Annotated in this window: 24 protein-coding genes; 10 read left to right on the top strand and 14 right to left on the bottom strand. The window is 32.5% G+C overall.

The genetic code is table 11. The features are described from left to right. Nucleotides 1–7: 7 nt before the first annotated feature. The 8 genes from AAFU52_RS20385 to AAFU52_RS20350 form a co-directional block, all read right to left on the bottom strand. The gene (locus tag AAFU52_RS20385) at nucleotides 8–427 is read right to left on the bottom strand and encodes a CBS domain-containing protein (protein WP_024769208.1); all 420 of its coding nucleotides are present in this window, start codon (nucleotides 425–427) and stop codon (nucleotides 8–10) included. A gap of 154 nt (nucleotides 428–581) precedes the next feature. Continuing rightward, the gene (locus tag AAFU52_RS20380) at nucleotides 582–815 is read right to left on the bottom strand and encodes a cytochrome C oxidase subunit IV family protein (RefSeq protein ID WP_024769207.1); all 234 of its coding nucleotides are present in this window, start codon (nucleotides 813–815) and stop codon (nucleotides 582–584) included. A 55-nt stretch (nucleotides 816–870) separates the two neighbouring features. After that, entirely contained in the window at nucleotides 871–1,446 is a 576-nt protein-coding gene (locus AAFU52_RS20375; protein WP_024769206.1) for a cytochrome c oxidase subunit 3, read from the bottom strand. A gap of 47 nt (nucleotides 1,447–1,493) precedes the next feature. Beyond that, nucleotides 1,494–2,468: a DUF438 domain-containing protein gene (locus tag AAFU52_RS20370; RefSeq protein WP_024769205.1), complete on the bottom strand. Its 975-nt coding sequence runs from the start codon at nucleotides 2,466–2,468 to the stop codon at nucleotides 1,494–1,496. Beyond that, nucleotides 2,469–4,244 carry a nitric oxide reductase activation protein NorD gene (locus tag AAFU52_RS20365; RefSeq protein WP_438423382.1) on the bottom strand — a complete coding sequence of 592 codons (1,776 nt, stop codon included), beginning with the start codon at nucleotides 4,242–4,244 and terminating at the stop codon, nucleotides 2,469–2,471. 74 nt (nucleotides 4,245–4,318) lie between these two features. Beyond that, on the bottom strand, nucleotides 4,319–5,155 hold the full coding sequence (locus AAFU52_RS20360) for a CbbQ/NirQ/NorQ/GpvN family protein (protein ID WP_316929922.1): 837 nt from the start codon (nucleotides 5,153–5,155) through the stop codon (nucleotides 4,319–4,321). A gap of 189 nt (nucleotides 5,156–5,344) precedes the next feature. Next, nucleotides 5,345–6,685: a cbb3-type cytochrome c oxidase subunit I gene (locus AAFU52_RS20355; RefSeq protein WP_024769202.1), complete on the bottom strand. Its 1,341-nt coding sequence runs from the start codon at nucleotides 6,683–6,685 to the stop codon at nucleotides 5,345–5,347. Nucleotides 6,686–6,706: 21 nt separating this feature from the next. Beyond that, on the bottom strand, nucleotides 6,707–7,141 hold the full coding sequence (locus AAFU52_RS20350; protein ID WP_024769201.1) for a c-type cytochrome: 435 nt from the start codon (nucleotides 7,139–7,141) through the stop codon (nucleotides 6,707–6,709). 285 nt (nucleotides 7,142–7,426) lie between these two features. On the opposite strand from AAFU52_RS20350, the gene epsC reads away from it, so the two are divergent. The 6 genes from epsC (at nucleotide 7,427) to recQ (ending at nucleotide 13,108) form a co-directional block, all read left to right on the top strand. After that, nucleotides 7,427–8,218: a serine O-acetyltransferase EpsC gene (gene epsC / locus AAFU52_RS20345; RefSeq protein ID WP_024769200.1), complete on the top strand. Its 792-nt coding sequence runs from the start codon at nucleotides 7,427–7,429 to the stop codon at nucleotides 8,216–8,218. Beyond that, entirely contained in the window at nucleotides 8,218–9,102 is an 885-nt protein-coding gene (cysM, locus tag AAFU52_RS20340; RefSeq protein WP_024769199.1) for a cysteine synthase CysM, read from the top strand. Before epsC ends, cysM begins: the two co-directional genes overlap by 1 nt. Before the next feature lie 281 nt (nucleotides 9,103–9,383). Next, on the top strand, nucleotides 9,384–9,722 hold the full coding sequence (locus tag AAFU52_RS20335) for a hypothetical protein (protein WP_024769198.1): 339 nt from the start codon (nucleotides 9,384–9,386) through the stop codon (nucleotides 9,720–9,722). Between the two features lie 147 nt (nucleotides 9,723–9,869). Then, nucleotides 9,870–10,508, top strand: a complete 639-nt coding sequence (locus tag AAFU52_RS20330; RefSeq protein ID WP_438423381.1) for a class I SAM-dependent methyltransferase — start codon at nucleotides 9,870–9,872, stop codon at nucleotides 10,506–10,508. A gap of 31 nt (nucleotides 10,509–10,539) precedes the next feature. Beyond that, nucleotides 10,540–10,947 carry a GNAT family N-acetyltransferase gene (locus tag AAFU52_RS20325; protein WP_024769196.1) on the top strand — a complete coding sequence of 136 codons (408 nt, stop codon included), beginning with the start codon at nucleotides 10,540–10,542 and terminating at the stop codon, nucleotides 10,945–10,947. A 40-nt stretch (nucleotides 10,948–10,987) separates the two neighbouring features. Then, a complete protein-coding gene (gene recQ, locus AAFU52_RS20320) occupies nucleotides 10,988–13,108 on the top strand; it encodes a DNA helicase RecQ (protein WP_438423380.1) in 2,121 nt (706 codons plus the stop codon). A gap of 2 nt (nucleotides 13,109–13,110) precedes the next feature. Here recQ and AAFU52_RS20315 read toward each other — a convergent pair whose 3' ends face one another. From AAFU52_RS20315 to AAFU52_RS20300, 4 genes are all read right to left on the bottom strand, one after another. Continuing rightward, on the bottom strand, nucleotides 13,111–14,055 hold the full coding sequence (locus tag AAFU52_RS20315) for a hypothetical protein (RefSeq protein WP_152538480.1): 945 nt from the start codon (nucleotides 14,053–14,055) through the stop codon (nucleotides 13,111–13,113). Between the two features lie 248 nt (nucleotides 14,056–14,303). Beyond that, complete coding sequence (locus tag AAFU52_RS20310; RefSeq protein ID WP_035090754.1) at nucleotides 14,304–15,104, bottom strand: hypothetical protein; 801 nt, start codon at nucleotides 15,102–15,104, stop codon at nucleotides 14,304–14,306. 3 nt (nucleotides 15,105–15,107) lie between these two features. Continuing rightward, nucleotides 15,108–15,755 carry an MOSC domain-containing protein gene (locus AAFU52_RS20305; RefSeq protein ID WP_438423379.1) on the bottom strand — a complete coding sequence of 216 codons (648 nt, stop codon included), beginning with the start codon at nucleotides 15,753–15,755 and terminating at the stop codon, nucleotides 15,108–15,110. A gap of 3 nt (nucleotides 15,756–15,758) precedes the next feature. After that, nucleotides 15,759–16,547 carry a tRNA pseudouridine(38-40) synthase TruA gene (locus AAFU52_RS20300; RefSeq protein WP_438423378.1) on the bottom strand — a complete coding sequence of 263 codons (789 nt, stop codon included), beginning with the start codon at nucleotides 16,545–16,547 and terminating at the stop codon, nucleotides 15,759–15,761. A gap of 150 nt (nucleotides 16,548–16,697) precedes the next feature. Between AAFU52_RS20300 and AAFU52_RS20295 the strand changes: the two genes are divergently transcribed. From AAFU52_RS20295 to AAFU52_RS20285, 3 genes are all read left to right on the top strand, one after another. Next, nucleotides 16,698–17,075, top strand: a complete 378-nt coding sequence (locus AAFU52_RS20295) for a LysM peptidoglycan-binding domain-containing protein (protein ID WP_024769190.1) — start codon at nucleotides 16,698–16,700, stop codon at nucleotides 17,073–17,075. A 293-nt stretch (nucleotides 17,076–17,368) separates the two neighbouring features. Continuing rightward, nucleotides 17,369–20,692 carry a reprolysin-like metallopeptidase gene (locus AAFU52_RS20290; RefSeq protein ID WP_438423377.1) on the top strand — a complete coding sequence of 1,108 codons (3,324 nt, stop codon included), beginning with the start codon at nucleotides 17,369–17,371 and terminating at the stop codon, nucleotides 20,690–20,692. A 197-nt stretch (nucleotides 20,693–20,889) separates the two neighbouring features. Continuing rightward, the gene (locus tag AAFU52_RS20285) at nucleotides 20,890–21,258 is read left to right on the top strand and encodes a hypothetical protein (protein ID WP_024769188.1); all 369 of its coding nucleotides are present in this window, start codon (nucleotides 20,890–20,892) and stop codon (nucleotides 21,256–21,258) included. Here AAFU52_RS20285 and cmk read toward each other — a convergent pair. Next, nucleotides 21,255–21,956 (bottom strand): (d)CMP kinase, encoded by a 702-nt coding sequence (gene cmk / locus AAFU52_RS20280; RefSeq protein ID WP_024769187.1) that lies wholly within the window; start codon nucleotides 21,954–21,956, stop codon nucleotides 21,255–21,257. The genes AAFU52_RS20285 and cmk overlap by 4 nt on opposite strands. Nucleotides 21,957–22,268: 312 nt before the next feature. On the opposite strand from cmk, the gene AAFU52_RS20275 reads away from it, so the two are divergent. Beyond that, complete coding sequence (locus tag AAFU52_RS20275; protein WP_024769186.1) at nucleotides 22,269–23,309, top strand: rod shape-determining protein; 1,041 nt, start codon at nucleotides 22,269–22,271, stop codon at nucleotides 23,307–23,309. Between the two features lie 73 nt (nucleotides 23,310–23,382). Here AAFU52_RS20275 and lon read toward each other — a convergent pair whose 3' ends face one another. Then, nucleotides 23,383–25,833: an endopeptidase La gene (gene lon / locus AAFU52_RS20270; RefSeq protein ID WP_024769185.1), complete on the bottom strand. Its 2,451-nt coding sequence runs from the start codon at nucleotides 25,831–25,833 to the stop codon at nucleotides 23,383–23,385. Between the last annotated feature and the right edge of the window lie 123 nt (nucleotides 25,834–25,956).

Genomic DNA, 25,956 nt, shown 5'->3' with positions numbered 1-25,956 from the left:
CGAGTTACTAGAATTGGTCTATTAAATAATTTATCAAATCTGTCGTGGTTACTATACCGACTAATTTATCATTATCTACTACTGGTAGTGCATGAAATTCTTTTTTCGATAATATTTCTGCAACTTCCTTGATTGTAGTATTAGAGTTTACGCTAATTAGGTTTTTTGCCATTACCTGTTCTATAGTAAACATTTCATAAACTACAGTATCAACATCATGTTCTTCTACATCCACTGCATCGGCAAAGCTTATACGTAGTAAATCTGTATAACTTAACATACCAATAATAGCATCTCCACTAACCACAGGAATATGGCGGATATTATTTTCTTTAAATAGCATTTCCGCTGTTTCTAAACCATTAGTATGATTTAAGGTAATTACATCGGAAGTCATAATTTTGGAAACAGGTGTTCTTTTTTTCATTCTATTAGGTTTAAATTCTATACTAAAGATAGGATCAAACTCACAAAATAATTATGACAAATATCAGTTAATGTATCCAAAATTTGTTTAGAATTTTCAAAGTATCACTTATACGTATTCTAGTTCAATTTACAGTAGTCATACAGCAACACTTTCATATCATTAAAACAATGATGATCAATGCTATTGCATAACCTATTATAATAGATCTCCAGAAAATATGTGCTTTTTTTAAGTCCATAAAATAAAACGATACAGCGATAAATTTTAATGCAGAAAGTAGTAAAATTATAAAAGAGATATTTTTATTTATCACCCCAGAAATTATTCCCGAAATAACGGTTAGTAGTATTAAAAATATATAGGTAATAGTTATGCTTTTTTTCATGGGGATACCTTTTTAAATTAATGTATAACTCCTAAAATAGAAGTGCCGTTTTCTATCAAAAAAATAAATAAATGATAGGAAAAATTAATAACCATATTAGATCACACATATGCCAAAACGTAGCACTAGCCTCAACATCTTCTATATTTGTTTTCTCTTTTCTTAGTCCAAAGTAAACAGAGCCTAATATCACCAAACCAACAATAACATGTATGACATGAAATAACGTAAGTAACCAATAAAAGGTAAAAAACAAGTCATGATTAATGTCAAGACCCAAATTTATTTTTTCGTTGTATTCAAAGGTTTTTACTATTAAAAATAACATTCCAAACAGCATTGTTGCTAACAATAGTACTTTAGATTTTTGGAGGGTGTTGATTTTTAAATAATGAACGGAAATAGCCATACAAAAACCACTGGTAATTAAAAGAATAGTATTAATAATTCCGTAGACTGGATTTAACAGTAATCTTGATTCATGAAAAATTTCAGGTTCTTGTTTGCCACAGTATACCATTGCTATTATAGCCATTCCAAAAGTTATTAATTCTAAAAAAACAATGATCCACATAAGGATCCCTCCCGGTGGGTAGTATATATTTCTATAGTTAATAGGTTCTTGTTTCATTTATCTTTTTTAAACTTCCTTCACTGAATTGTTTATATCCATGTTTTTTAATCCCAATCTAACAATCGTTTTTCTCCTTTCAATTTTTGAATTTCGGTTACATCCTGAGACATTTCGATAACTCCTTTATAATTTTTGTGATTGTCTCTAATTGCAAAATATCGGATATGGATTACCTGGCCTCTGTAATTAAACCAGAATTCTGCCACATCTTTTGTTCCTGCTCTAAATTCGTCTACAATACGCAATACCATATCTACGCTTTTTGGAGGGTGACAAAAACGAACTTCTCTTCCTATAATTCCTTTGCTTCTTGGGAAAACACGATCCTCTCCCCGATTATAAAAAATAACTTTGTCGTTTTCATCTACATAAGTAATATCAACAGGTAAATAGCGAAGCAATAAGTTTACCTGATTTGGAGTCATATAGCCCTCATCATAATGAAAAGTGTCTTCTAGAGAAAATGGTAAATCACGTTCGGTAAAATCCTTGCTTGGATGAATATATTCTGATTCTATTGCGGGATATGGTTTTGGTTTTTGGAGTAACATCCACCCCATTTCTTCATCTCCTTCATAAAATTCTTCCCAGTCCGCTTCGGAAAGTATTTGCATAGCATTAGGAAATAGTCGCATATCTTCGATAATCAAAAGACGTTTTATACCCTCAATTAAATATGGAAGGTTTTCTGATATTTTAGAAGTATTTCTCTCTGCATTGTACGTATTCAATAATCTAATCTGGTCTCTTAAATTATCATGAAACGACCACATACCACGACTGGGACCATTCCAACCATGTTTTTCTAAGTAGGGAAATAATTGGTTTTCTTTTCGAGCAAATCGTTTTTCTATTGTAGTTAACTGATTGAATATATTAAAATACTTTTGAAAATCTTTTACCGCATCTGCTTCATATAATTCTGATAATAATTCCTGAATTAGTTCACTTTCCTGATAATACACTTTTACCGGGTGTCCCTCTGGTAATTTTTCTATTTCTGATAAAAAAGAGTTCATTTAATTTTGGTGTTTAATCTTCTCGTAGAGTTTTACTAATGATTGTAGTAGTTCTACTGGTGTTGTTAAAATCTGATAATGGTTTTGTCCAAACATTTGCGGCAAATAATATTTTGCCTGTGCTTCAATTGCCAAGGCATATGAATTTATTTGACGTTCATTGAGTTCTCGTAAGGCTTGTTTTATATCATTGATACCATATTTCCCTTCATATCTATCATAATCATTTGGCTTTCCATCAGAAATAAGAATAATCCATTTATTCTTAGTATTTCTTTTATCCAACAACGCTCCCGAATGTCGAAGTGCGGGCCCAATGCGAGTATATCCGCCAGGTTCTACAGCTCCTATTTTAAATTTTGCTTTACTCCAATGATCATCAAAACCCTTAATCGTTATGTAACTAGAATGATTTCTGGTTTTAGAATAGAAACAATTGATCGAGAAATCGATATTAAATTCATCTAATATTTCACCAAAAAGAATGGAAACTTGTTTTTCTACATCGATAACTCGATTACCGGCAGCATAACCATCGCTAGATAAACTAATGTCTAACAACAATAAAATAGATAGATCTTTTTCTTTTTTTTGTTTAGATAAATATATTTTCTCTGATGGAGTTATACCAGAATGTACATCGACAAACAAATCGGTTATGGCATCTAAATCAAACTCCTCTCCTTGTGTCTGTCTGCGTTGTTGTTGATATTTATTATTAACTGTTGTCAACATTTTTCTTAGACCAAGCAGTGTAGACCCATTTTTTGATATTGTTTTTTTATAATATCCAACATCAGTTTTTAGAATGGTTTTGGGATATACTTTACAAAAATTGTCTTTATACGTACGCTTTGCATAATTCCATTCATCATAAGGAATAAAATACCCTTTTTCATTTCTTTCGGCACTTTCTGCTATAGTTGTATTTTCAATGAAATCTGCCTGATAAACAGAATGTGCAGTGTCATCAACTCGCACAGTGTACTTCATATTCAAATCTTCTAAAGCATTAGCATGATCATCTATCTCATCATCTCCATCCATGTCTTTGAAATTCCCTCCAAATTCATCTGCCGTTTCCACCTTTTCAAACTGATGTTGCAAAACAGCATCTTCTACTTGTTTTTCATCTACTTGAATCGAAATTATTTCTTCTACAGCATTAGCTTTCAAGGTCGTTTTTGGCTGCTCTGGGTTGGCAGTTTTTATTTTTTCAGTAAAATTATTCAAAGTTTCATTAAGCATTTCTTCAGGAATATTGCGCATCCACTTTCCATAAATAAATGAATAATCTATTTGTGTGTCTTTTTTAGCTTTTCCTGCATAATACGCTATGAATTTTTGGAAATAATTCTCGGTGATCGGGAATTCTTCGAATAAGTGTTTTAGCACTTTTGATGAAGTATCTGAGGCTAGTATTCGGGATTCTTCTACTGAATGTTCTAAAGTATCATTCCAGTTCAAATCCAAGTTTTTTTGAGTAGCCAGGTATAATACTCTAAACAGATAAAAAGAAATATTTTCTTCGACTGTTAAAAATTCAGCATATTTTGAAGGCAGAAAGAAGTTATTATTTTTATAACCACCTTCTCTTTCTGCTTCATAAATTTCTATAGACTTACCTGTAATAGCTCTTGCAAAAATGGTCAAACGAGGTTTTATATCGTTTAACTTTACTGCATAAGTTAAATTTGCTTCTTTTTTCTTTCTGCGACGTTTGAAATAATGGGCAAATTTGGTAAAGATGTATTCATCTGGTTCAAACTCAAACATGATTTTAGTATTGATATGTTACATTTTGGTTTAGAGTAGCTAAACACTCATTACCAAACATTCTGCATTTTAAATTATATCATCAAATCACACAGATCTTTTAAAGCACTTATCACCTCTAGATCATCTGTGAGAGGTTCTACAATAGCTACATGTACTGCAAGACGTTTTGGTAATCCAGAATGGATTAATTTTGCTGCGTCAACCAGCAATCGTGTCGAAACGGTTTCGGTTAGACCTAACTCGGTTAAGTTTCTTATTTTGTTTGCAATGTTTACCAGCTTCTTGGCATCTGCCGGAAGAACATCTGTTTCATTTATCAAAATATCAGTTTCAATTTTGGCCTCTGGATAATCAAAAGATACAGCTACAAAACGTTGCCTGGTTGAAGGTTTTAACTCTTTAAACCCTCTTTGATATCCTGGATTAAAAGAAGCGACTAACATAAAATCGGGATGTGCTTTTATAGTTTCTCCTAACTTATCAACGAACAACTCTCTTCTATGATCTGTAAGTGAATGAATGGCAACAATCACATCTGGTCTTGCTTCTGCAATTTCGTCCAAATAAAGAATTGCTCCTTTTTTAACTGCGGTGGTTAATGGGCCATCCAGCCAGATGGTCTCGGCTCCTTTGATAATATACCTTCCGATTAAATCGGTAGAAGAGGTTTCTTCATGGCAACTAACTGTAATTAGGGGCTTACCCAATTGATATGTCATATACTCGATAAATCTTGATTTACCAGTACCTGTAGGCCCTTTTAATAAAAATGGGATTTTGCTTTTATAAGAATGTTCAAAAACTTCTATCTCTTTGGCAATGGGTTTATAAAAAGGGGGACTAATTGGTACTTCAGTAGTCATTTTGGATAGTGCTGTTTTGTTTCCGTTGGGAGCAATATGGTCCATAATTTTATTGTTTTTAAATTGAAAAAGGCCTAAAAAGTTATAAGTAGTGACAAATGAAGTCTATCAAACCATTTTATCACTTTAACATCAATAGTACATCTACATTATATGGGGAAAGGTAGATACATAAACACAACATGTTCTTTTTAGGCCTTATTCTGAATAAAGAAAACTATATTTTAATATCAATTAGACATCATCAGCCTCCATAGCTTCATCAGTAGGACGGCCATGTTTTATAAAATCAATTATATATAATATGATTCCAATGGTAAATAGTGTTGCACAAAGAATCAACACGACAAAATGAATGCTAATCTCGTTTTGTACAGCCATAAATTCCATTTTAAACTTACGTTCTAAATATACTTGAGCTACGCCAGCGACACCAAATGCAACTGTCATACCAATCATTCCTATATTTGATACCCAGAATGAAGCTCTTCCTCTTATGCTATTGTATAATTTCCTTCCTGTTAGATTTGGCAAAGAATAACTTATAATCGCAAGTACGATCATTGCATATGCTCCCCAAAAAGCAAGGTGACCATGCATAGCAGTAACGAGAGTTCCGTGAGTATATAAATTAGTTTGTGGTAATGTATGAGCGAAACCTAATAGCCCTGCTCCTACAAAAGATACAATCGCTGATCCTATAGTCCAGAATAACGCTATGGTGTTAGGGTGTTTTTTCTCTCCTTTTCGATACATATTTACTGCAAAAAGTGCCATTGCCAAAAAGGCTAAAGGCTCTAGAGCAGAAAATATACCTCCTACAATTAACCATATTTTATTAACTCCTATATAATAATAATGATGACCGGTACCTAAAACTCCTGATAAAAAAGTTAGACCCACAATAACATATAACCATTTTTCTATAACCTCTCTATCAACTCCGGTAAGCTTAATTAATAAGAAAGAAAGTATACCTCCCATAATAAGTTCCCAAACTCCTTCTACCCATAAATGTACAACCCACCAACGAAAGAACGAATCAGTCACCTGGCTATCGAATGGTAACATCCCGGGTAAATACAATAGAGCAGCGAACAATAACCCCATAGATAGTACTAATGATGTAGTAGTTCTACGTTTTCCTTTAAAGAGAGTCATGAGTATCAATCCTAAAAAGAGTAGTACATTAGCAACAACCAAGAAATCTAATTGCCTTGGTATTTCTAAAAATTTACGTCCCTCCCACCAATTAAAGTGGTATCCAACGATAGCAGTAACACCAACCAACGCAAGTGAAATTAATTGTACATAAGCCAATTTTACATTTACAAGTTCACGTTGGGCCTCTTCGGGAATAATATAATATGCTGCTCCCATGAAGCCGGATAATAACCAGACTACTAATAAATTTGTATGTACAGCTCTAGCTGTATTAAAGGGAATAAAATCATGTAATCCATCCAGGCCAATACGGGCAAAACCCATAATAAATCCATAGGTAATTTGTAAGACCAGTAGTAACATGGATAAAGCAAAGAACCAGTATGCTACTTTTTGCGATTTGTATTTCATCTATCTATATTTTTAAGTTATTTAGTTTTCATCTTTTGCTAATGGAGATACAACTCTATCAAAACCATTTAGATCAATATCATCAATCCAATCAAAAAAGGCGATAAGGTCTTTTGCTTCTTCTTCAGAGAAACCATAGGCTACCATCTTTCTGCCATTTGGCGCCCAGGGAACAGGAGTCATTAATACTGCTTTTACATACCCTTCTCCTCTTCTATCGAGGACCTTGGTTAGTTCTGGAGCATAATATCCTCCCTCTCCTAGAAGAGTATGACATCCCATACAATTGTTGGTTTCCCACAAGTGTTTTCCTCGCACCACTTGTTCTGTTATTTCAGAGTAATTTGATTGATCCTGATCCTCACTAAAAGAGTATATTGTCAATCCTATAAATGCTAAAAAAGTGACCAATGTTCCTCCCAGAAAGAAATTTCGTGCTTGTTTTTTAGATAACATAGTTGTTATTGATTTAAATTAGTATAAAAAGACCTTTTTATCTTTTATCGATGTAAAAATATATAAACACAAAGCTTTCAAATATGATTTAAATCATAAATCTATCCATAATGATTCATTAGTTGCATGTTATATGATTATAAAAGTTTAACTAAAAATTATAGAATACAAGTAATTATGACCTTCTAATGTTATTATTATTTTAAAAATGTAAGGATTTACGATTTATAGAGACTTTTATACCTTTTATTCTATATATTTACTAGAGTTTTCAAATAAACTGTAATGACTAAAGAGAGAGATCAAATTATCGCTAAGATAAAAGAGCTTAAAAAGAATCCAAATCTTAAACTTGAGCTAAAAGAAAAAACCGAATATTTTACGAAATTACTTTTCTATACATTATTCGATACAGATACAGAAGTAGCCAAAAATATAGATCGTCTTGAAAGAACTTTTGAACAGCTTGTAGATTTAGCTTGTTGGGAAACCGAGAAACCATGTAGCAAACTTTGGCAATCTTATCTAGAGAAGTTACCTGGTATATTAGAAAAACTAAACCTGGATGCTCAGGCCTTTATGAAAAGTGATCCGGCAGCAAACTCTATAGAAGAAATATATATGGCCTACCCGGGGTTTTATGCTATAGCAATCTATAGATTAAGCCATGAGCTTCTTAAGTTCGGTTTACCCCTTGTCCCCCGTTTAATGACAGAATATTCGCATCGATTAACAGGTACCGACATTAACCCAGGAGCAGAAATCGGAGAATCGTTTTTTATTGATCATGCAACAGGTATTGTTATCGGAGAAACAGTAATTATAAAAGATAATGTGAAGATATATCAAGGAGTAACTCTAGGCGGATTATATGTAGACAGAAAACTTCGTAATGTAAAACGTCATCCAACAGTAGAAAACAATGTAACCATCTATGCTAATGCAACTATATTAGGTGGAAGTACCGTTATTGGAGCTAATAGCACCATTGGGGGTAATGCATGGATTACCTCTTCGGTTCCCGAAAATTCGATTATTTCAAATACAGCAGAAATTAAGATCAAAAAAGTTATTTAATGTCACATACTATTTTAGACCTGATAGGAAACACTCCTTTGGTAAAGGCTTCTTCGCTAATCGACAATCCCAATATTACATTATATCTAAAACTAGAAGGCCATAATCCAGGAGGAAGTGTTAAAGATCGTGCCGCTTATAATATGATTCAATCTGCATTGGATCGTGGTGATATTGATCAAAACACTAGACTTATCGAAGCAACAAGTGGTAACACAGGAATTGCTTTGGCAATGATCGCAGGAATTTTTAAACTGGATATTGAATTGGTAATGCCCGAGAATTCTACCAAAGAACGAGTGCAGACCATGCGTGCATTTGGCGCAAAAGTAACACTTACCTCTGCAGATATAGGGATAGAAGGCTCAAGAGACTATGCAGAAGATAAAGTTAATAAAGAAGGGTACGTAATGCTTAATCAATTTGCTAATGATGATAATTGGCGCGCCCATTATAAAACTACCGGACCAGAAATCTGGAAAGATACTCAAGGTAAAATCACACATTTTGTATCCTCTATGGGAACTACAGGAACGATTATGGGAACATCTACTTACCTCAAAGAACAATCAAAAGATATACAAATTGTCGGAGTGCAACCTACCGACGAATCCAGAATTCCCGGAATACGCAAATGGCCAAAAGAATACCTTCCTAAGATTTTTAATCCAAATAAAGTAGATCAGGTTATCGAAGTAAGCCAGGAAGAAGCTACTATTATGGCAAAACGATTAGCAAAAGAAGAAGGCGTTTTCTCTGGTATGAGTAGTGGTGGTTCTGTTACCGCTGCTTTAAAATTAGCAAAAACTCTAAAAAGTGGAGTGCTGGTTGCTATTATCTGTGATCGTGGAGACCGATACCTAAGTTCTGATTTATTTGAGTAATGTCTATTTTTTCCCTTTTTAGTATACTTTGTAATTCTTCTTTTTTTATTTAAGTTTTTCTGATTTAGATGTATATCACTTCTGGTTTCTTTAGATTTCAAAAATGAGTAATCTGACTCAAAAAAATGAAATTTGGCATAATATTATATATACTTCTTTTTATTATTTTATAATGTTTAATGGATACAAAATAAAAATTGATAATTTTGATATATGCTCTGTTTCAAAAGTTTAATAATTCATGGATAATCCACTAATCATAAATGTAATAAAATTAAAAAATGAAGATTGATTTAAATAACAAAAAATTCAAGACTCAATCTAATACAAATAATGGAGAAGTATCAGATGAAACCATTTTCAGATATAGCCAAAATGAAAATATCATTTGGGCTAATTATGATGGTGGACAAATTATAAAGGGAAATTTGATAGGGAAATTGGTTAATGATCATCTCGAATTTGTGTATCAACATATAAATAAAGAATATGAGTTAATGACTGGAAAGTGTAAATCATACCCAGAATATATTGAAGATGGAAAAATAAAATTGAACGAATTTTGGCAATGGACATGTAAAGATTGTAGTTCTGGAAAATCTACTATAATCGAAATTTAATATAAAAATACTCATTATATATACTCTCCCAAATAAAGGATCATATAACATTTGAAGTTTTTCAGCAATTAATAGAAGAGCTTAAAAACGAAAAACACCAAATTATATCATAAATCATTCTTTATATACTTCTTAAAGAAGCAAAAAATGGATAGATATCAGGAAACATTTAGAACTTGGGATAAAGTAGCTCAAATTTATGAGAACAAATTTATGGATTTGGACCTGTATAATGATACCTATGATATATTCTGTGAATCCATCTCTAATGGTAACTCCAACATTCTTGAAATCGGTTGCGGACCAGGGAACATAACTCAATATCTTCTAGCCAAAAATCCTAATTTTAGGATAACGGCCATAGATAATTCGGAGAATATGATTAAACTGGCTAGAAAAAACAATCCAACCGCCGAAGTACTGGTGATGGATAGTCGGGAAATACATACTATCCCTAATAAATTTGATGCTATTATTTGCGGATTTTGTATCCCCTACTTATCACAATCAGATTGTTTAAAAATGATACTGGATTGCAATAAATTGCTCAATGATTCAGGAATACTTTATATAAGTTTTGTAGCTGGAAACCAAGACGACTCGGGGTATCTATCAGGAAGTAGTGGAGATAGGGTCTATTTTTACTATCATGAGTTAAAAAGTATTGAAGAAAGCCTAATGACTGCATCTTTCAAAATAAAAGAATCATTTCAAAAAAAATATAAAAAAGCAGATGATATCGAAGAAATTCATACCATACTTATTGCTGAAAAATTAAACGAATAACATTATATAATACTAGTACCGATAGAATTAGATGGAAATAAAAATTTCAGAAACAAAGAATATAGAACTAGAACAAATAATTGATTTATATAGAGCCAATGAATGGAGCTCGGCAGATAAGCCTAAAGAATTATATAATGCATTACTGAATTCTCATTCATTAGTTTCTGCCTGGAGCGGAGATCACCTGGTTGGATTAGGTAATGCAATATCTGATGGGTATTTAGTCGTGTATTATCCTCATTTACTTATTCATCCTGATTATCAGGGAAAAGGTATTGGAAAAATGATAGTAGATAAAATGCAGGAAAAATATGGCCATTTTCATATGCAAATGTTAACAGCAGATGGCAAAGCAATTGATTTTTATCAAAAAGTCGGATTCGTTAGAGCCGGTGAAACCGAACCTATGTGGATTTATAAAGGCGATGAGCATTAACTAATTTATTTCTCAAGCTATTTTTCTTTTCTTTGCAGTTATGCCAGATCAACAACTCGTTTTACATACTTTAAAAGAATATTTTGGGTATGATAGCTTTCGCCCATTACAACAGGATATCATTAACTCTGTTTTTGCCGGAGATGATAATCTTGTTATTATGCCTACAGGAGGTGGTAAATCAATATGTTACCAGCTACCTGCTTTATTGTTACCTGGAGTAACTCTGGTTATTTCTCCTCTAATTGCTTTAATGAAAGATCAGGTTGATGGTTTATTGGCAAACGGTATCAAAGCAGCTTTTATCAATAGTAGCCAGACTGAAACCGAGCAACAGGAAATTTATCAAAAATTATCGGATAAAGAAATTAAGTTACTATATATCGCTCCAGAGAGTTTATCGTTTTTAGAAGTGATATTTTCACAAATAGAAATTAGTTTAATTGCAATAGATGAAGCTCATTGTATTTCTGCCTGGGGTCATGATTTTAGGCCAGCATATACACAACTGGGATATCTTAAAAACAGGTTTCCTAAAACACCGGTTATTGCACTAACTGCTACAGCAGATAAAGCGACACGTCAAGATATTTGTGATCAGTTAAATATTTCGAAAGCCAAACAATATCTTGCTTCGTTCGATCGTAAAAATCTTAGCTTAGAAGTACGTCCTGGAAATAAAAGAATTGAACAAATCATTGATTTCCTCAAAGATAAACCTAATGATAGTGGGATTATCTATTGCTTAAGTAGAAAAACTACCGAAATGCTATCTGAAAAATTGCAAAATCAGGGATATAATGCAGAAGCATATCATGCAGGAATCGATCATCAAAAACGATCTTCTGTTCAGGAAGGTTTTATTAATGATACTGTTCAGATTGTTTGTGCTACAATCGCTTTTGGTATGGGTATAGATAAATCTAATGTGCGTTGGGTAATTCATTACAATTTGCCAAAAAATATTGAAGGGTATTATCAAGAAATTGGTCGTGCCGGTCGGGATAGTTTACCATCTTCTACTCTACTCTTTCATAGTTATGCAGATGTAGTACAATTACAAAAGTTTGCTAATATGTCTGGTAATCAAGAAGTACAATTAGCCAAACTAGATCGCATGAAGCAATATGCTGATTCCCTGAGTTGTCGACGTAAAATTTTACTTAGTTATTTCGGAGAATTAATCGAAGAAGATTGCGGTAATTGTGATGTATGTAAGAACCCTCCAACTTTTATCGATGGGACTATTATTGCTCAAAAAGCATTATCTACAGTAACCCGAATCAAAGAACAAGAACCTATTGGTACTGTGATTGATATATTACGAGGTGCACAAAATGCTGCAGTATATGATAAAGAATATCAAAATATCAAAACATATGGTATTGGTGGCGATATGGCATGGAGAGATTGGCAACAATACATCATACAATTAATCAATCTAGGATATTTGGAGATTGCTTTTCATCAAAATAACAAAATAAAACTCACTTCGCTTTCGCAAAAAGTACTATATGAAGGAGAAAAAGTGAGTCTTGCACATTTGCAAGAGTTTGAAAAAGCAAAACAAGCAAATGTCATAAAACAAGTGGATCAGGGAGCGGCACCTAATCTATTTGAGAAACTACGTCAACTACGACTAGAATTAGCAAAAGAAGCAGGTATTCCTGCCTATCAGATTTTTAGTGATGCAACCCTTAAAGAAATGGAGAAATTTCGTCCAATGAGTGATGAAGAATTTATGCAGATTAATGGAGTTGGACGACAAAAGATGCAAAACTACGGGTACCAATTCATCAAAGCTATTATTGATTTTTCGGCAGAAAAAACAAAAAAGAAAAGTACTAAAAAAGGGAATACACATTTAGAAACTTTAGCCTTGTACCAGCAAGGACTCTCTATAGAAGAAATAGCGCTGCAACGTCGACTGGCAGAATCTACCATCTTCTCACATATTATGAAACTATATGAAAATGGTGAAAATATTGATTTAAAGCAATTTGTAAATAAAGAAGATCTTAATACCGTAAAAAAGGCTAAAAAAGAATTGGACAATCCAGAAACCTTAAAACCATATTTTGAACATTTTGAAGGAGCTATAGATTACAATACTATCAAATTAGTATTAATAATTTTAGACGAAGAAAATTCGGACTCTTAATATTATTCTGTAGATCCTATAGTATTATGAAATAAATCTGCTAATCGTATTTCTAAATAATGAATTACTTCTTTTTGCGAAGTTTTATTTTTGTACATCTCAAATGTTTCTGCAATATTACGATCTTTTAATATCTTAAAATCATCAATGGAGTTTTGAAAATCTTCTAACTTTAAGTTCCAATCCAAGAGTGTTTTTAATAATTCTTTATGAGATGTATATTTTTTTTCTAAAACTACTAGTCTTTCTACATCTACAGAATCTTTAACTTTACTGCTATTTATTTTCCCGTATACCACATTATATTCTTCTTCTATAGAACGATCAAGTTGTTTTGCTTCTATTACTAATTTTAAATAAGCATCGTACAATCTTTCATTATAAAATTCTATAAATTTTAAATGATTGTCAATTTGCACGAGGTAATCAATAGCTATATCCTTATATACTTTACCGCCAGCATCTTCTCTGCTTATCAACTTTTCTTTTAATATTTCTAGTGTAGCTTCTTGCTGTTGTATCAGCCTCTCAAAACCTTCTCTTTTGGGCAGTGTTACTATTTGATTCGTAATTTCTTCTGGTAATCCAATAAAATGATACCTTCTATATTTGATTTCAATAGAATCACTTTCTATTTCTTTCTTTACTTCCTTTCTTATTTTTTTATTTTTTTCCTTTGTTTTTTTTTCAAAGGATTTTTCTTTCTTTTCCGCTATAGAATCTTCTTTTTTTGAAATACCTGGCTTTATTTCAACTTTATGTACTCCAGTAATTATATAATCATCATTGAGTATATATCTTAAAAACTTATAATCATTTGATTTCTCTGCATAATTATTAGTTAGACGAACACCTCGAACATATTTATCGTCTAAAAGTTTATCATCATTACTACAGGACAAGAAAATAGTGTAAATAAAAATTAGTATGTAAAATCCCCTTTTCAAAAGTATTGAGTTTGTGTTATTACCGTTTATAGTCTACCATAAAATAATTACAAAAATTGAAGCTTTGTAATGTATCATAATTTAAGACCTATGAAATAGCTAAATTAAAATATTAACAATATAGAGTAACCTCTATTACAAGATTTTGGGGCGTTAATAAAACTTAATTTTTTAAGAATCAACCCTATAGTAACTAAAATTTCATGAATTAATTGTGTTATACTGCCCAAAAAATAAAAGTAATACGACTAATCGCAGGAAGGAGAAATGATAACCTCAAATTTTTCATATCCCGAACTATAGTCAAACCCCGTATGTAATTCATGTACAGGAACACTTGAGGGATAAAATGTAATGGGTTCTATACAAATCATATTTGTCACTTCACTCCATAACATTATATGTCTAAAACCATTTGTTTTTAAATTAACAGCAAGGCTACCATTATTTGTGAGAGATATCTCTTTACAATCTTCTAATAAGAAGGCAGATGCTCCAGCTTCTAAAATAGTATGTAAAGAAATATTCTGACTTGCAGTTTTCATTATGATATTCTGGCTATAAATTTTAAATGCAGGGTGAAAGCCTAACATCAATGGCATATTCTTTTCTGATTTTATCTCAAAGATAATTTTTAAAGCCTCATTCGATAATTCAAAAGTTTTTATAAACTCAAAATCATATGGCCAATTAAGCCATTGTTGCGAAGATCTATTAGGATATTTATGATTAGACAACTGCGTATTTGCAACATATTTTTTTTGAAAACAAGCACTACTCTTCTCAATTGTTACAGGAAGATAGTCCATAACTCTTAAAATCCCGTGCTGATCCAGTTTTGCGTCTCCTTTTGGAGTTTGAACTGAAAACTGATTTTCTTTAGTCGAGCCAATCGTAGGAAACATTTCGATTTCTGTGTTTCCCCATCCTGTATCTCCTTTTTGATGCATTACCTCTATACCATCTACCAGATAACTTATTAATTCACCTTTATCAATAGTAACTATAGTTTTTTTATCAGGACTATACAATGTTGTCTTGTCTGGCATATGCTAGTAGGCTTTTATTTTCTTTCTGAAATATTTTTTATCGCTATTAGAAACCAAAGTGTCCATAAGAGCTTTTTTTGCAAGCTCTAGATGTGTGTTTTCATCATAATGAAATAGTAATGTATTTAATTCGGCAATAGATATTCCATCATCGTTTTCTTTTATTAGTTGTAACTCATCACCAACAGAAACAGGTCCTGGGTGGATTATTCGTACATACACTCCAGAAAGCAGCGAATCTATCATCTGTTTTAATACTGCATGATTGCCAAAACGAATACCTAGTTTGTAACAAGGTTGTCTTGGGCGTGAAACCTGTATTGTAGCTCCTCCAAGTTTATAAACAGATCCAATTTTTATGTTTTTTTCATCAAATCCTTCTACCGTAATATTCTCACCAAACATTCCATGATTCCATTCTAAATCAGGATATTTTGTTTTCCAATAGGGATAATGATCTGCCGAATATAAATAGCAAGCTTTATCAACTCCACCATGATATCTTCTATCTATAACATGATCATTTCGAACATCTTCTTTCTCTAAATATATAGGATCTTTGACTGGAAGCTTATAGATCCCTGTTTTTTCTTCTCTTCCTTTCCAATGTATACTGCGAGGAGTTGCAATATTAGTAGATAAAACTTTCATGATTTATGTTTTAAATTCAACCGAGTTTAATATTAATCCAGAACCGGGAACTATATGTTCTAATACAATTTCTTCTGCTTTAGGATCAAGTGTTTGTCTGATAAAATCAAGGGATATTTTTCCTTTTCCTAAATCCAATAATACTCCCATCATTAAGCGAATTTGGTTTCTTTTAAACCCTTCACCTTTTACTCGTAAAAGATAGCTTTCTTTTGGAAAAAAACTAGCAGTATACACTTCATTTTTTTTAATTTCACAATGTGTTATTTCGCCTTCCAAAATTGTATTTTCTGTGGGTCTGTGACAATATGATCTAAAATTATGTTTTCCTACAAATAGTATAGCTGCTTCTTGCATTAGATTTATATTAAGTTCTTCTGTAATATTATACATAAACGGAGCACAAAAAGGATGAAATTTCTCTCCAAAGGAGAATAAATATAAATATTCTTTGCTCTTCGGAGATTGAATAATATTAAACTGCTCGTTAGTTTCTTCAATCCCCAAAGCCTTAATATCCTGAGGAAGATTTTGATTAAATAAAGGATAAAAAACTTCGATATCCAAAGGTTGATGATCTACAAATAACTCAATATAGGTTTGATTAACCGACACTTTAGCATCTGTTCTTCCTGTTGCCAGAACTTTAAAATCTTTATGTTCCAGTACATAAGCGATTGTTCGTTCTACCATTCGCTGAAGAGTATTTACTGTAGGTTGTTTCTGCCAACCATGATATCTAAAACCAAGGTATTGCAACTGAATGATGTAATAATAACGTTTACGGAACATTGAATATAGTATTAAAAAGTGTCCGAATATAGATAAATTATGCATTTCAACGATAATTGATCAATTTTTAATCCTAAAATTATGTGAACACCATTCTATTATTTGTTATATTTGGGTAAAGCTAATTAATAATTTAAAATCAACTTAGTTATGGTGAAGTCAAAATATCAAAGTGTTCTGGATTTAGGACAAGAATTAAAAATCCAGGACGGTGATGTATCTGAAGAAAATGGAACTCTTAAGATAAAAGGTACTGCAAATACGCAGTATGAAAAAAATCAACTTTGGGATAAAATAAAAGAAATAGGTGGTAGTTCTCCTTCTGATATTATGGCGGATATCAAAGTTGCTGATACTTCTGTATATCATAGACATACAGTAAAAAGCGGTGAATCATTAAGCAAAATTGCAAAGCACTATTATGGTGATGCAATGAAATACAAGGCTATTTTTGAAGCAAATACAAATATTCTTAAAAACCCAGACGTTATTCACCCAGATCAGGAACTTGTTATTCCTAATTTATAATATCATATATTTAAAAATAAAAAAAGACCACTTAGTATAGTGGTCTTTTTTTATTTCAATATATAGCCTACCTACCTCTTTTGAGAATTCTTCTTTCAAAAAACAAACTTTTCTAAGTTTTGTGCATCAAAAGTCATTTATGAAATCATATTTATCATAAAAACCCACCCTAAAACCGTTATTGAATTACGTAAAAACCACAAATAATAACAAAATATTAACAAATCTTTAAACATTTAGCAAAAAATTAGATAATATTTCTACTTTTGCCGCTTAACTCAAACTCAACTTATATGAAAACGCGATTATTTTTATTCGTGAGCTTATTCATTGTAGGCCACGTATTCGCACAAGGTAATAACCCTTGGCAAAGAACTAGTTCTTCAAAAAGTCTTAATGTTATTAAGACAAAGACAGATTTACCATCAAACACTCTTTTTGATCTTAATATTGAAGTTCTGAAAAAAGCACTTCAGGATTCTCAATTGCGAGGAAAATCATCAAATGGTTCTACTGTTATAATGCAGTTTCCAAATGAGCAAGGTAAAATGGAATCTTTTAGAATAGTAGAGGCTCCTGTAATGCATCCTGATCTTGCAGCCAAATATCCTGAAATTAAATCGTATGCTGGTCAGGGGATCGATGACCCGACAGCTACAATCAGATTTAGTATTGCTCCTTCTGGATTGCAAAGTATGCGTCTATCTGGTAATTCTAAAACTGTATTTATAGAGCCATATACAACAAGTGGTTCTGTATATACTATTTATTCTAGAGATCAGAGATCAGGTACAATCGATAGATTGAATTGTTCTGTTGATGAGAATACTCCTAACTTTTCTAATAAAGGTAGGATTAATCAAAAAAATGCTGATGACGGTGTTTTAAGAACTTATAAATTAGCTGTTTCCACTACTGGAGAATATACTCAATTTCATGGAGGTACTAAGGCAGGTGCAATGGCTGCTATCAATGCTACTATGACTCGTGTAAACGGAATATATGAGACCGATTTTGGAGTTACAATGGTACTTATTGCTAACAACGACGCTGTTGTTTATACAGATGCAAATACTGATCCTTATACAGGAAGTTATAACAGTCAATTGCAATCTACATTAACCAGTGTAATCGGAGAAGCTAATTATGATATTGGTCATGTATTTGTTCTTGCTCCAAAAAATGGTAATGCAGGATGTATCGGATGTGTATGTGTAAATGGGAAAAAAGGAAGTGGTTTTTCTTCAAGAAATACACCTCAGGGAGATATTTATGATGTAGATTATGTAGCGCACGAAATGGGACATCAATTTGGTGGAAATCATACGTATACATTCCGTAGTGAAGGAACAAATGTACAAATGGAACCAGGAAGTGGTACTACTATAATGGGGTATGCAGGAATTACTGGTGCTACAGACGTACAACAGAATAGTGATCCTTATTTTCATGCAGCAACAATCCAGCAGATAACAAATTATGTAAAATCAACAAGTTGTCAGACCAATACTAATACAGGTAATGCTATTCCTACCGCAAATGCAGGAGCTGATTATACAGTTCCAAAAGGAACTGCATTTGTATTAACAGGTCAGGGTACTGATGCTAATAGTGGAGATGCACTTACTTACTGCTGGGAACAAATGGATAATCGTGTAGGAACATATCCTGGGCCAACTGTAACTTCTGGTGTTGCCTTCAGATCTTATACACCTACAGCATCTAATCAAAGATATTTTCCAAGACTAGAAACTATTAAAACTGGTGCTACCTCATGGAAATGGGAAGCTGTACCAGATGTAACGAGAGCTTTAAATTTCAGATTAACGGTTAGAGATAATAAAGCTGGTGGTGGTGCAAATAATAGTGATAATATGAAAGTTAATGTTACTGCTTCTGCAGGGCCTTTTGTTGTTAATGCTCCTAATACTAATGTTAGCTGGTCTGCAGGTTCTACGCAAACCGTAACCTGGAATGTTGCTGGTACAACTGGAAACGGAATTAATGCTGCCAATGTCGATATTTTATTATCTACAGATGGAGGAAATACCTATCCAACGGTTATCGCTACTGCAGTACCTAACGATGGTTCTCATAGTATAACAGTTCCAAATTCTCAAGGAACACAAAACAGAATCATGGTAAAAGGGTCAGGAAATATATTCTTTGATATTTCTAATGCTAACTTTGAAATTACTGGAGGAACCGGAGGAGATACACAAGCACCTACAACTCCTGCAAGTTTAGCTACCTCTAATGCAACACAAACTACTATTGATCTATCTTGGAGCGCTTCTACAGATAATGTTGGAGTAAGTGGATACGATGTATATCAAGGTAGTACAGTTATAGGAACAGCTACAACTACAACTTATCAAGCTACTGGGTTATCTGCTAATACATCATATTCTTTTAGAGTAAAAGCTAAAGATGCGGCAGGAAATCAATCTGGTTTTAGTAATACAGCAACAGCAACTACCCTACCAGGAAATACTGGTGGAGGATGTACAGGAGAGATTTCTTCTTTCCCATATGCTGAAGGATTCGAAAATACGCTTGGAGCATGGTCTCAAGCCACTGGTGATGATATTAACTGGACTATAGATTCTAATGGAACTCCATCAAATAATACCGGACCATCAAGTGCTGCAGAAGGTACATATTATGTATATACAGAAGCTTCTGGAAATGGTTCAGGATTCCCTAACAAAAGAGCAATATTAAACTCTCCTTGTTTTGATCTTAGTGCTGCATCTCAAGCAACATTTACTTTTCAATACCATATGTATGGTACTAGTATAGGAACATTAACACTAGAAGCAAGCACAGATAATGGATCTAACTGGACTTCTTTATGGACTAAATCTGGAAATCAAGGCAACTCTTGGAAATCAGCTAGTGTAGATTTAGCATCATATACTGGAGCTACAGTTAAATTAAGATTTAATGGAATCACCAGTACATCTTGGAGTGGTGATATCACTTTTGATGATGTTAAGCTAACTACAGGAACAGTTAATCCTTCTTGTACAGATGTAAACTTATCTATTACATTTGATAACTACCCAGAAGAAACAAGCTGGCAAATTACTAATAGTAGTAATCAAGTTGTAGCCTCTGGAGGAACATATGGTTCTCAGGCAGATGGTTCTACACTAACTCTTACAGAGTGTTTAGCTGCTGGTTCTTATACATTTACAATAAGTGATGTTTATGGAGATGGTATTTGCTGCCAATATGGTAATGGATCTTATTCACTAACAGCAGGTAGTACAACACTAGCATCTGGTGGTTCTTTTGGTAGTTCAGAAAATACTGCATTTACTATAGGTGGTACTGCTAGAGGTGTAACAGTAGACAGTTTTAATACTACAAAAGCTTCTCAGGTTTCTATAACACCAAACCCAGTAATAAGTGGTACTAATACAATCCTTAGAGTTACTTCTCCAACTGATAATATTTCAGTTACCATTTTTGATCTATTTGGAAGAAGTGTATACAAAAATGACAATGTAAGTAATAAATCATTTAATCCTGGAAATCTTGCCAATGGAGCATATTTGGTAAAGCTTAAAACTGATCACAAAACATCAGTTCATAAGCTAATTATGAACTAGTTATGAATTAATTTTAGTAATCAAAGCATGAATAAAAAGCCATTAAAAAATATTTTTAATGGCTTTTTTTCCATTTTAAGTAAGTTAAACGGGCAAAATCATGCATTTCATCGAAAAAATGACGATCTAAACAACACAAAACTTGTTTTTTTACGGTTTTACCGTACTTTTGTTTTCCAAATCGATAGAATATTTATATGAAAAAATTATTACTTTTAGTTTTCTTATTTATTTCATTACAAAATTACGCACAGTCCTTATCCAAAACAAGGATTATATATGAGCATAAAGATAAAATAGTAATGGATAACGGAAAGCAATACAAAATCCTGGTTAACAAACCATTTTATTCAGTTTCTGATACTACGATAAAAAAATATAAACAATATGCTAATCACCATCTTTTACGATTAAACCGTGTTCTTATTATTAGTAATGATGAGGAGTATATAGAATTAATCGAATGGGTAAAAGGAGACATGAAATTATATGAATCTCGTGAGATTTCTGATTTTAATCTAAAAGAAAATAATATTTCAGATTCTCTTGTTGCTCCAAAAAACTAAGTAGCCTCAATAACAGAAGTTTTAGCAAGTTGTAAAATTTGTTCAAATTGCTCTTTTAAAGTAAGGTTAGAATTATCAATCTTGATAGCATCTTCTGCTTTCTTAAGTGGTGAATCTTTTCTTGTACTATCTATATGGTCTCTATTAACAACATTTTTTAGAACATCTTCATAGGTAACATTTTCTCCTCTTTCTCTAAGTTCCAGAAATCTACGTTCTGCACGATCTTTTGCAGTTGCAGTCATAAATAGTTTAAGTTCGGCATCTGGAAAAACAACAGTTCCTATATCTCTTCCATCCATGACAATGCCTTTATCCATCCCCATTTTTTGTTGTTGCTCTACTAATTTTTTACGAACACTAGAAATAGCAGCAATTTTACTCACATATCTAGAAACGGTAAGTGTTCTGATTTCTCTTTCCACATTCTCTCCATTAAGCAAGATTTCTGCCAGGCCAGTTTCTGGATTTATCTTAAACCTAAGATCTATTGTAGAAAGATCTTTTTCTAATGCTTCATGATCAAAATGAAGTTCATCAATAATTTTTTTTCTCATAGCATATAAGGAAACTGCTCGATACATTGCCCCGGTATCTACATAAATATATCCTAATGCTTTGGCTAACTGTTTTGCGACAGTACTTTTTCCTGTAGAAGAATGTCCATCTATAGCTATTATTATCTTATTGTCTTCCAATTTGTGAGAAATGCTATTTGTATTAAAAATCAAAAATAAACCAAACTATTTGGAAAATACAGATTATCTAAAAAAAGTTATTATCAATGAAATGATTATATCTAATAAATTATTTATTAAAATATAGAGATTACTACGCTATAACAAAGGCATCTAATCATTTGACGTTATAAGAAATGATACTAAAACTTGTTTAGAAACACAATAATTACGTTTTATCGAAGTTATCTACCTTTAGACCCCTACTGCATGAATATAAGCTACTTTATTATACCTTAAATCAACACACATTAACCTAAGTATACACAAATCATGGGCTTTTTTGATTTTTTAAACGAAAAAATAGCAATAGATCTTGGCACCTCAAATACGCTTATTACCTATAAAGGAAAAATAGCAGTAAACAACTCTTCTATCATATCAATTCATCAAATTACCGGAAAAATTATTGCAGTAGGTAAAGAAGCAGGTATGATGCGTGGCAAAATTAACAAGAATATAAAAACAATATCTCCATTTAATAATGGTGTTATTTCTAATTTTGATGCAGCAGAGAAAATGCTAAAGACATTTATCAAAAAGTTATCAGTTTTTAATACTTCAGCTTTTGCTACTTCTTACAATATGATTATTGCTATTCCTTGCGGAAGTACCGAAGTTGAAATGCGGGCGGTACAAGAATCTGCAAAACGACTCAATGCAAAAAATATATTTCTAATACCAGAACCTATAGCCGCCGCAATAGGTGGTGGGATAGATGTTCTAGAACCTAAAGGAAATATGGTTGTAGATATAGGTGGAGGAACTACAGAAATTGCTGTGATCTCTTTGGGGAGAATAATTAGTGGCCAATCTGTAAAAATTGCTGGAAATGTTTTTAATGAGGATATTACTCAATATGTAAGAGAATCTCGAAATCTACATATAGGAGAGTCTATGGCAGAGAAAATAAAAATAAAAATTGGTTCTGCAATTGATACCTTAGCATCACCTCCAGAAAAAATGATGGTAGAAGGAAGAGACATTCTTACAGGAAAACCTAAACAAATACAATTATCACATAAAGAGATTAAAAAAAGTTTAGATAAGTCTATTATACAAATAGAAAATGCAATTATGGAAACACTTTCTGAAATTCCTCCAGAACTCTCTGCTGATATCTATAATTCTGGTATTTATTTAACAGGTGGTGGATCAATGCTAAGAGGGCTTGATAATCGATTATCTATAGCTACAGAACTTCCTGTACACCTAGGAGATCAACCACTAGAAACTGTTGTAAAAGGAAGCGACATTGTTTTAAAAAACCTGGAACTATATAAAGATGTCTTGATTAAAAAGAGAAGGTCATAAAATCACATAAAAAACAAAAGGCAGCGTTTAAAATCGCTGCCTTTTGTTTTTATAATTATATTAAATTATATTCTTATAATTTCTTTGCATTCTTAACCTTGGTATTGGTAATTGCAAGTTTTAATACATCTTCCATATCCTTAACATAATGAAATTTAAGCCCTTTTAAATATTCAGATTTAATTTCATTAATATCTCTCCTGTTATCTTCGCAAAGTAATATCTCTTTTATATGTGCTCTTTTTGCAGCAAGGATTTTTTCTTTAATTCCACCAACAGGTAATACTTTTCCTCTTAATGTAATCTCTCCTGTCATGGCAAGGCTTTTCTTAACCTTACGTTGTGTAAATAAAGAAACTAGAGATGTTAACATTGTAACTCCTGCGCTAGGACCATCTTTTGGAGTAGCTCCTTCTGGTACGTGTATGTGTACATTATAGGTTTCAAAAATATCTGGGTTAATACCTAATTCTACAGCATTGGCCTTAATATATTCCATAGCAATGGTAGCAGATTCTTTCATCACCTTCCCTAAATTCCCAGTAATAGTCAGACTACCTTTTCCTTTTGACAGAATAGATTCTATAAATAGAATATCTCCACCTACGCTTGTCCAAGCAAGTCCTGTTACTACACCTGCGACATCATTATTTTCATACTTATCACGTTCTAACTTTGGTGCTCCAAGAACTTCAATAATATCTTCATTACTAATTTTCACATTATACTCCTCCTCCATTGCTATATTCTTAGCAGCATAACGTACCATTTTAGCAATTTGCTTTTCTAGACCACGTACTCCAGATTCTCTGGTATATCCTTCAACTATTTTTTCTAGTTGCGCTTTCCCTATTTTTATATGGGATTTATCCAACCCGTGTTCTTCTAGCTGTTTTGGCAACAAATGTTGTTTGGCAATCTCTATTTTTTCTTCAATCGTATACCCAGTTACATTAATAATTTCCATACGATCTCTAAGTGCTGGCTGAATAGTTCCCAGACTGTTAGAAGTAGCGATAAACATTACTTTAGAGAGATCAAACCCCATTTCAAGGAAATTATCATGAAATTCAGAATTCTGCTCGGGGTCTAAAACCTCTAATAAAGCAGATGATGGATCGCCTTGATTACCTACTGATAATTTATCTATTTCGTCTAATACAAATACAGGATTACTGGTTCCTGCTTTTTTGAGACTTTGGATAATTCTACCTGGCATTGCTCCTATATACGTCTTTCGATGTCCTCTTATTTCTGCTTCATCACGCAATCCTCCTAATGAAATCCTTACATATTCTCTTCCCAGAGCCTCTGCTATAGATTTCCCCAATGAAGTTTTACCTACTCCAGGGGGGCCATATAGACATAATATCGGAGATTTCATATCATTACGCAGTTTTAATACTGCGAGGTATTCTATAATTCGACGTTTTACTTCATCCAAACCATAATGATCTCTATCCAAAATCTTCATAGCTCGTTTTAGATCAAACTTATCCGTACTAAATTCATTCCAGGGTAAATCCAGAAACAGGTCTAAATAATTACGTTGTATAGAATATTCTGCAACTTGAGGGTTCATACGTTGCATTTTGGACAATTCTTTATCAAAATGTTCTTTTATTTTTTCGTCCCATTTCTTATCCTTGCTACGCACACGCATTTCTTCGATTTCATCTTCATGCGAGACACCACCAAGTTCTTCTTGAATGGTTTTCATCTGTTGATGTAAGAAATACTCTCGCTGTTGCTGGCTCATGTCATGTTGAACCTTACTCTGAATGACATTTTTAAGTTCCAATTTCTGAAACTCTACATTCATATATTTTAATGTAGCTAAAGCTCTTTTCTTAAGGTCATTGATCTCTAGCAATTTCTGTTTCTCCTCTACAGGAAGATTTAAATTAGAAGACACAAAATTGATAAGAAAAGAATTACTTTCTATATTTTTAATAGCAAATGAAGCTTCAGAAGGTATCGTCGGACTTTCCTTTATGATTTCTAAAGCCAAATCTTTGATTGAATCGATTATAGCACTAAATTCTTTATTCTCTTTTGCCGGTCTTGCCTCAGGAACTTCTTTAACTTTAGCTTTAATATAAGGTTCTTCTTCTACAACTTCATCTATATGAAATCGTTTCTTTCCTTGTAGTATTACCGTAGTATTACCGTCAGGCATTTTTAAAACTCTTAAAATGCGAGCTACTACACCTACTCTATTAATATCTTTTAAAGATGGGTTTTCTATACCTTCTTCTTTCTGAGAAACTACCCCTATTGTTTTATTACCATTATTAGCTTCATTAAGAAGTTTAATAGATTTATCTCTTCCTGCAGTAATAGGAATAACAACTCCAGGAAATAGCACAGTATTTCTTAAAGGTAATATTGGTAATATTTCGGGTAAATCTTCTTTGTCTATTTCTTCTTCATCTTCTGGCGTCATTAAAGGAATTAATTCTGCATCTTCATCTATCCCCTGAAATGACAAACTGTCAAGTGTCGTAAATTTGGTTTTAGCCATAAGTATATATCAAAGTCATTTTGTCATCACGACAAAACAACATTTTTTTTTAGAATTTAATGAAACTGATTAAAAACCTTATAAAGCCCATTAAAACATGGCCTTTATTATAGATTCATTATT

The sequence above is a fragment of the Aquimarina macrocephali genome (assembly GCF_051627225.1).
In the GTDB taxonomy this organism is placed as follows: Bacteria; Bacteroidota; Bacteroidia; order Flavobacteriales; family Flavobacteriaceae; genus Aquimarina; species Aquimarina macrocephali.
This window is presented reverse-complemented; position numbering and strand designations above follow the sequence as displayed.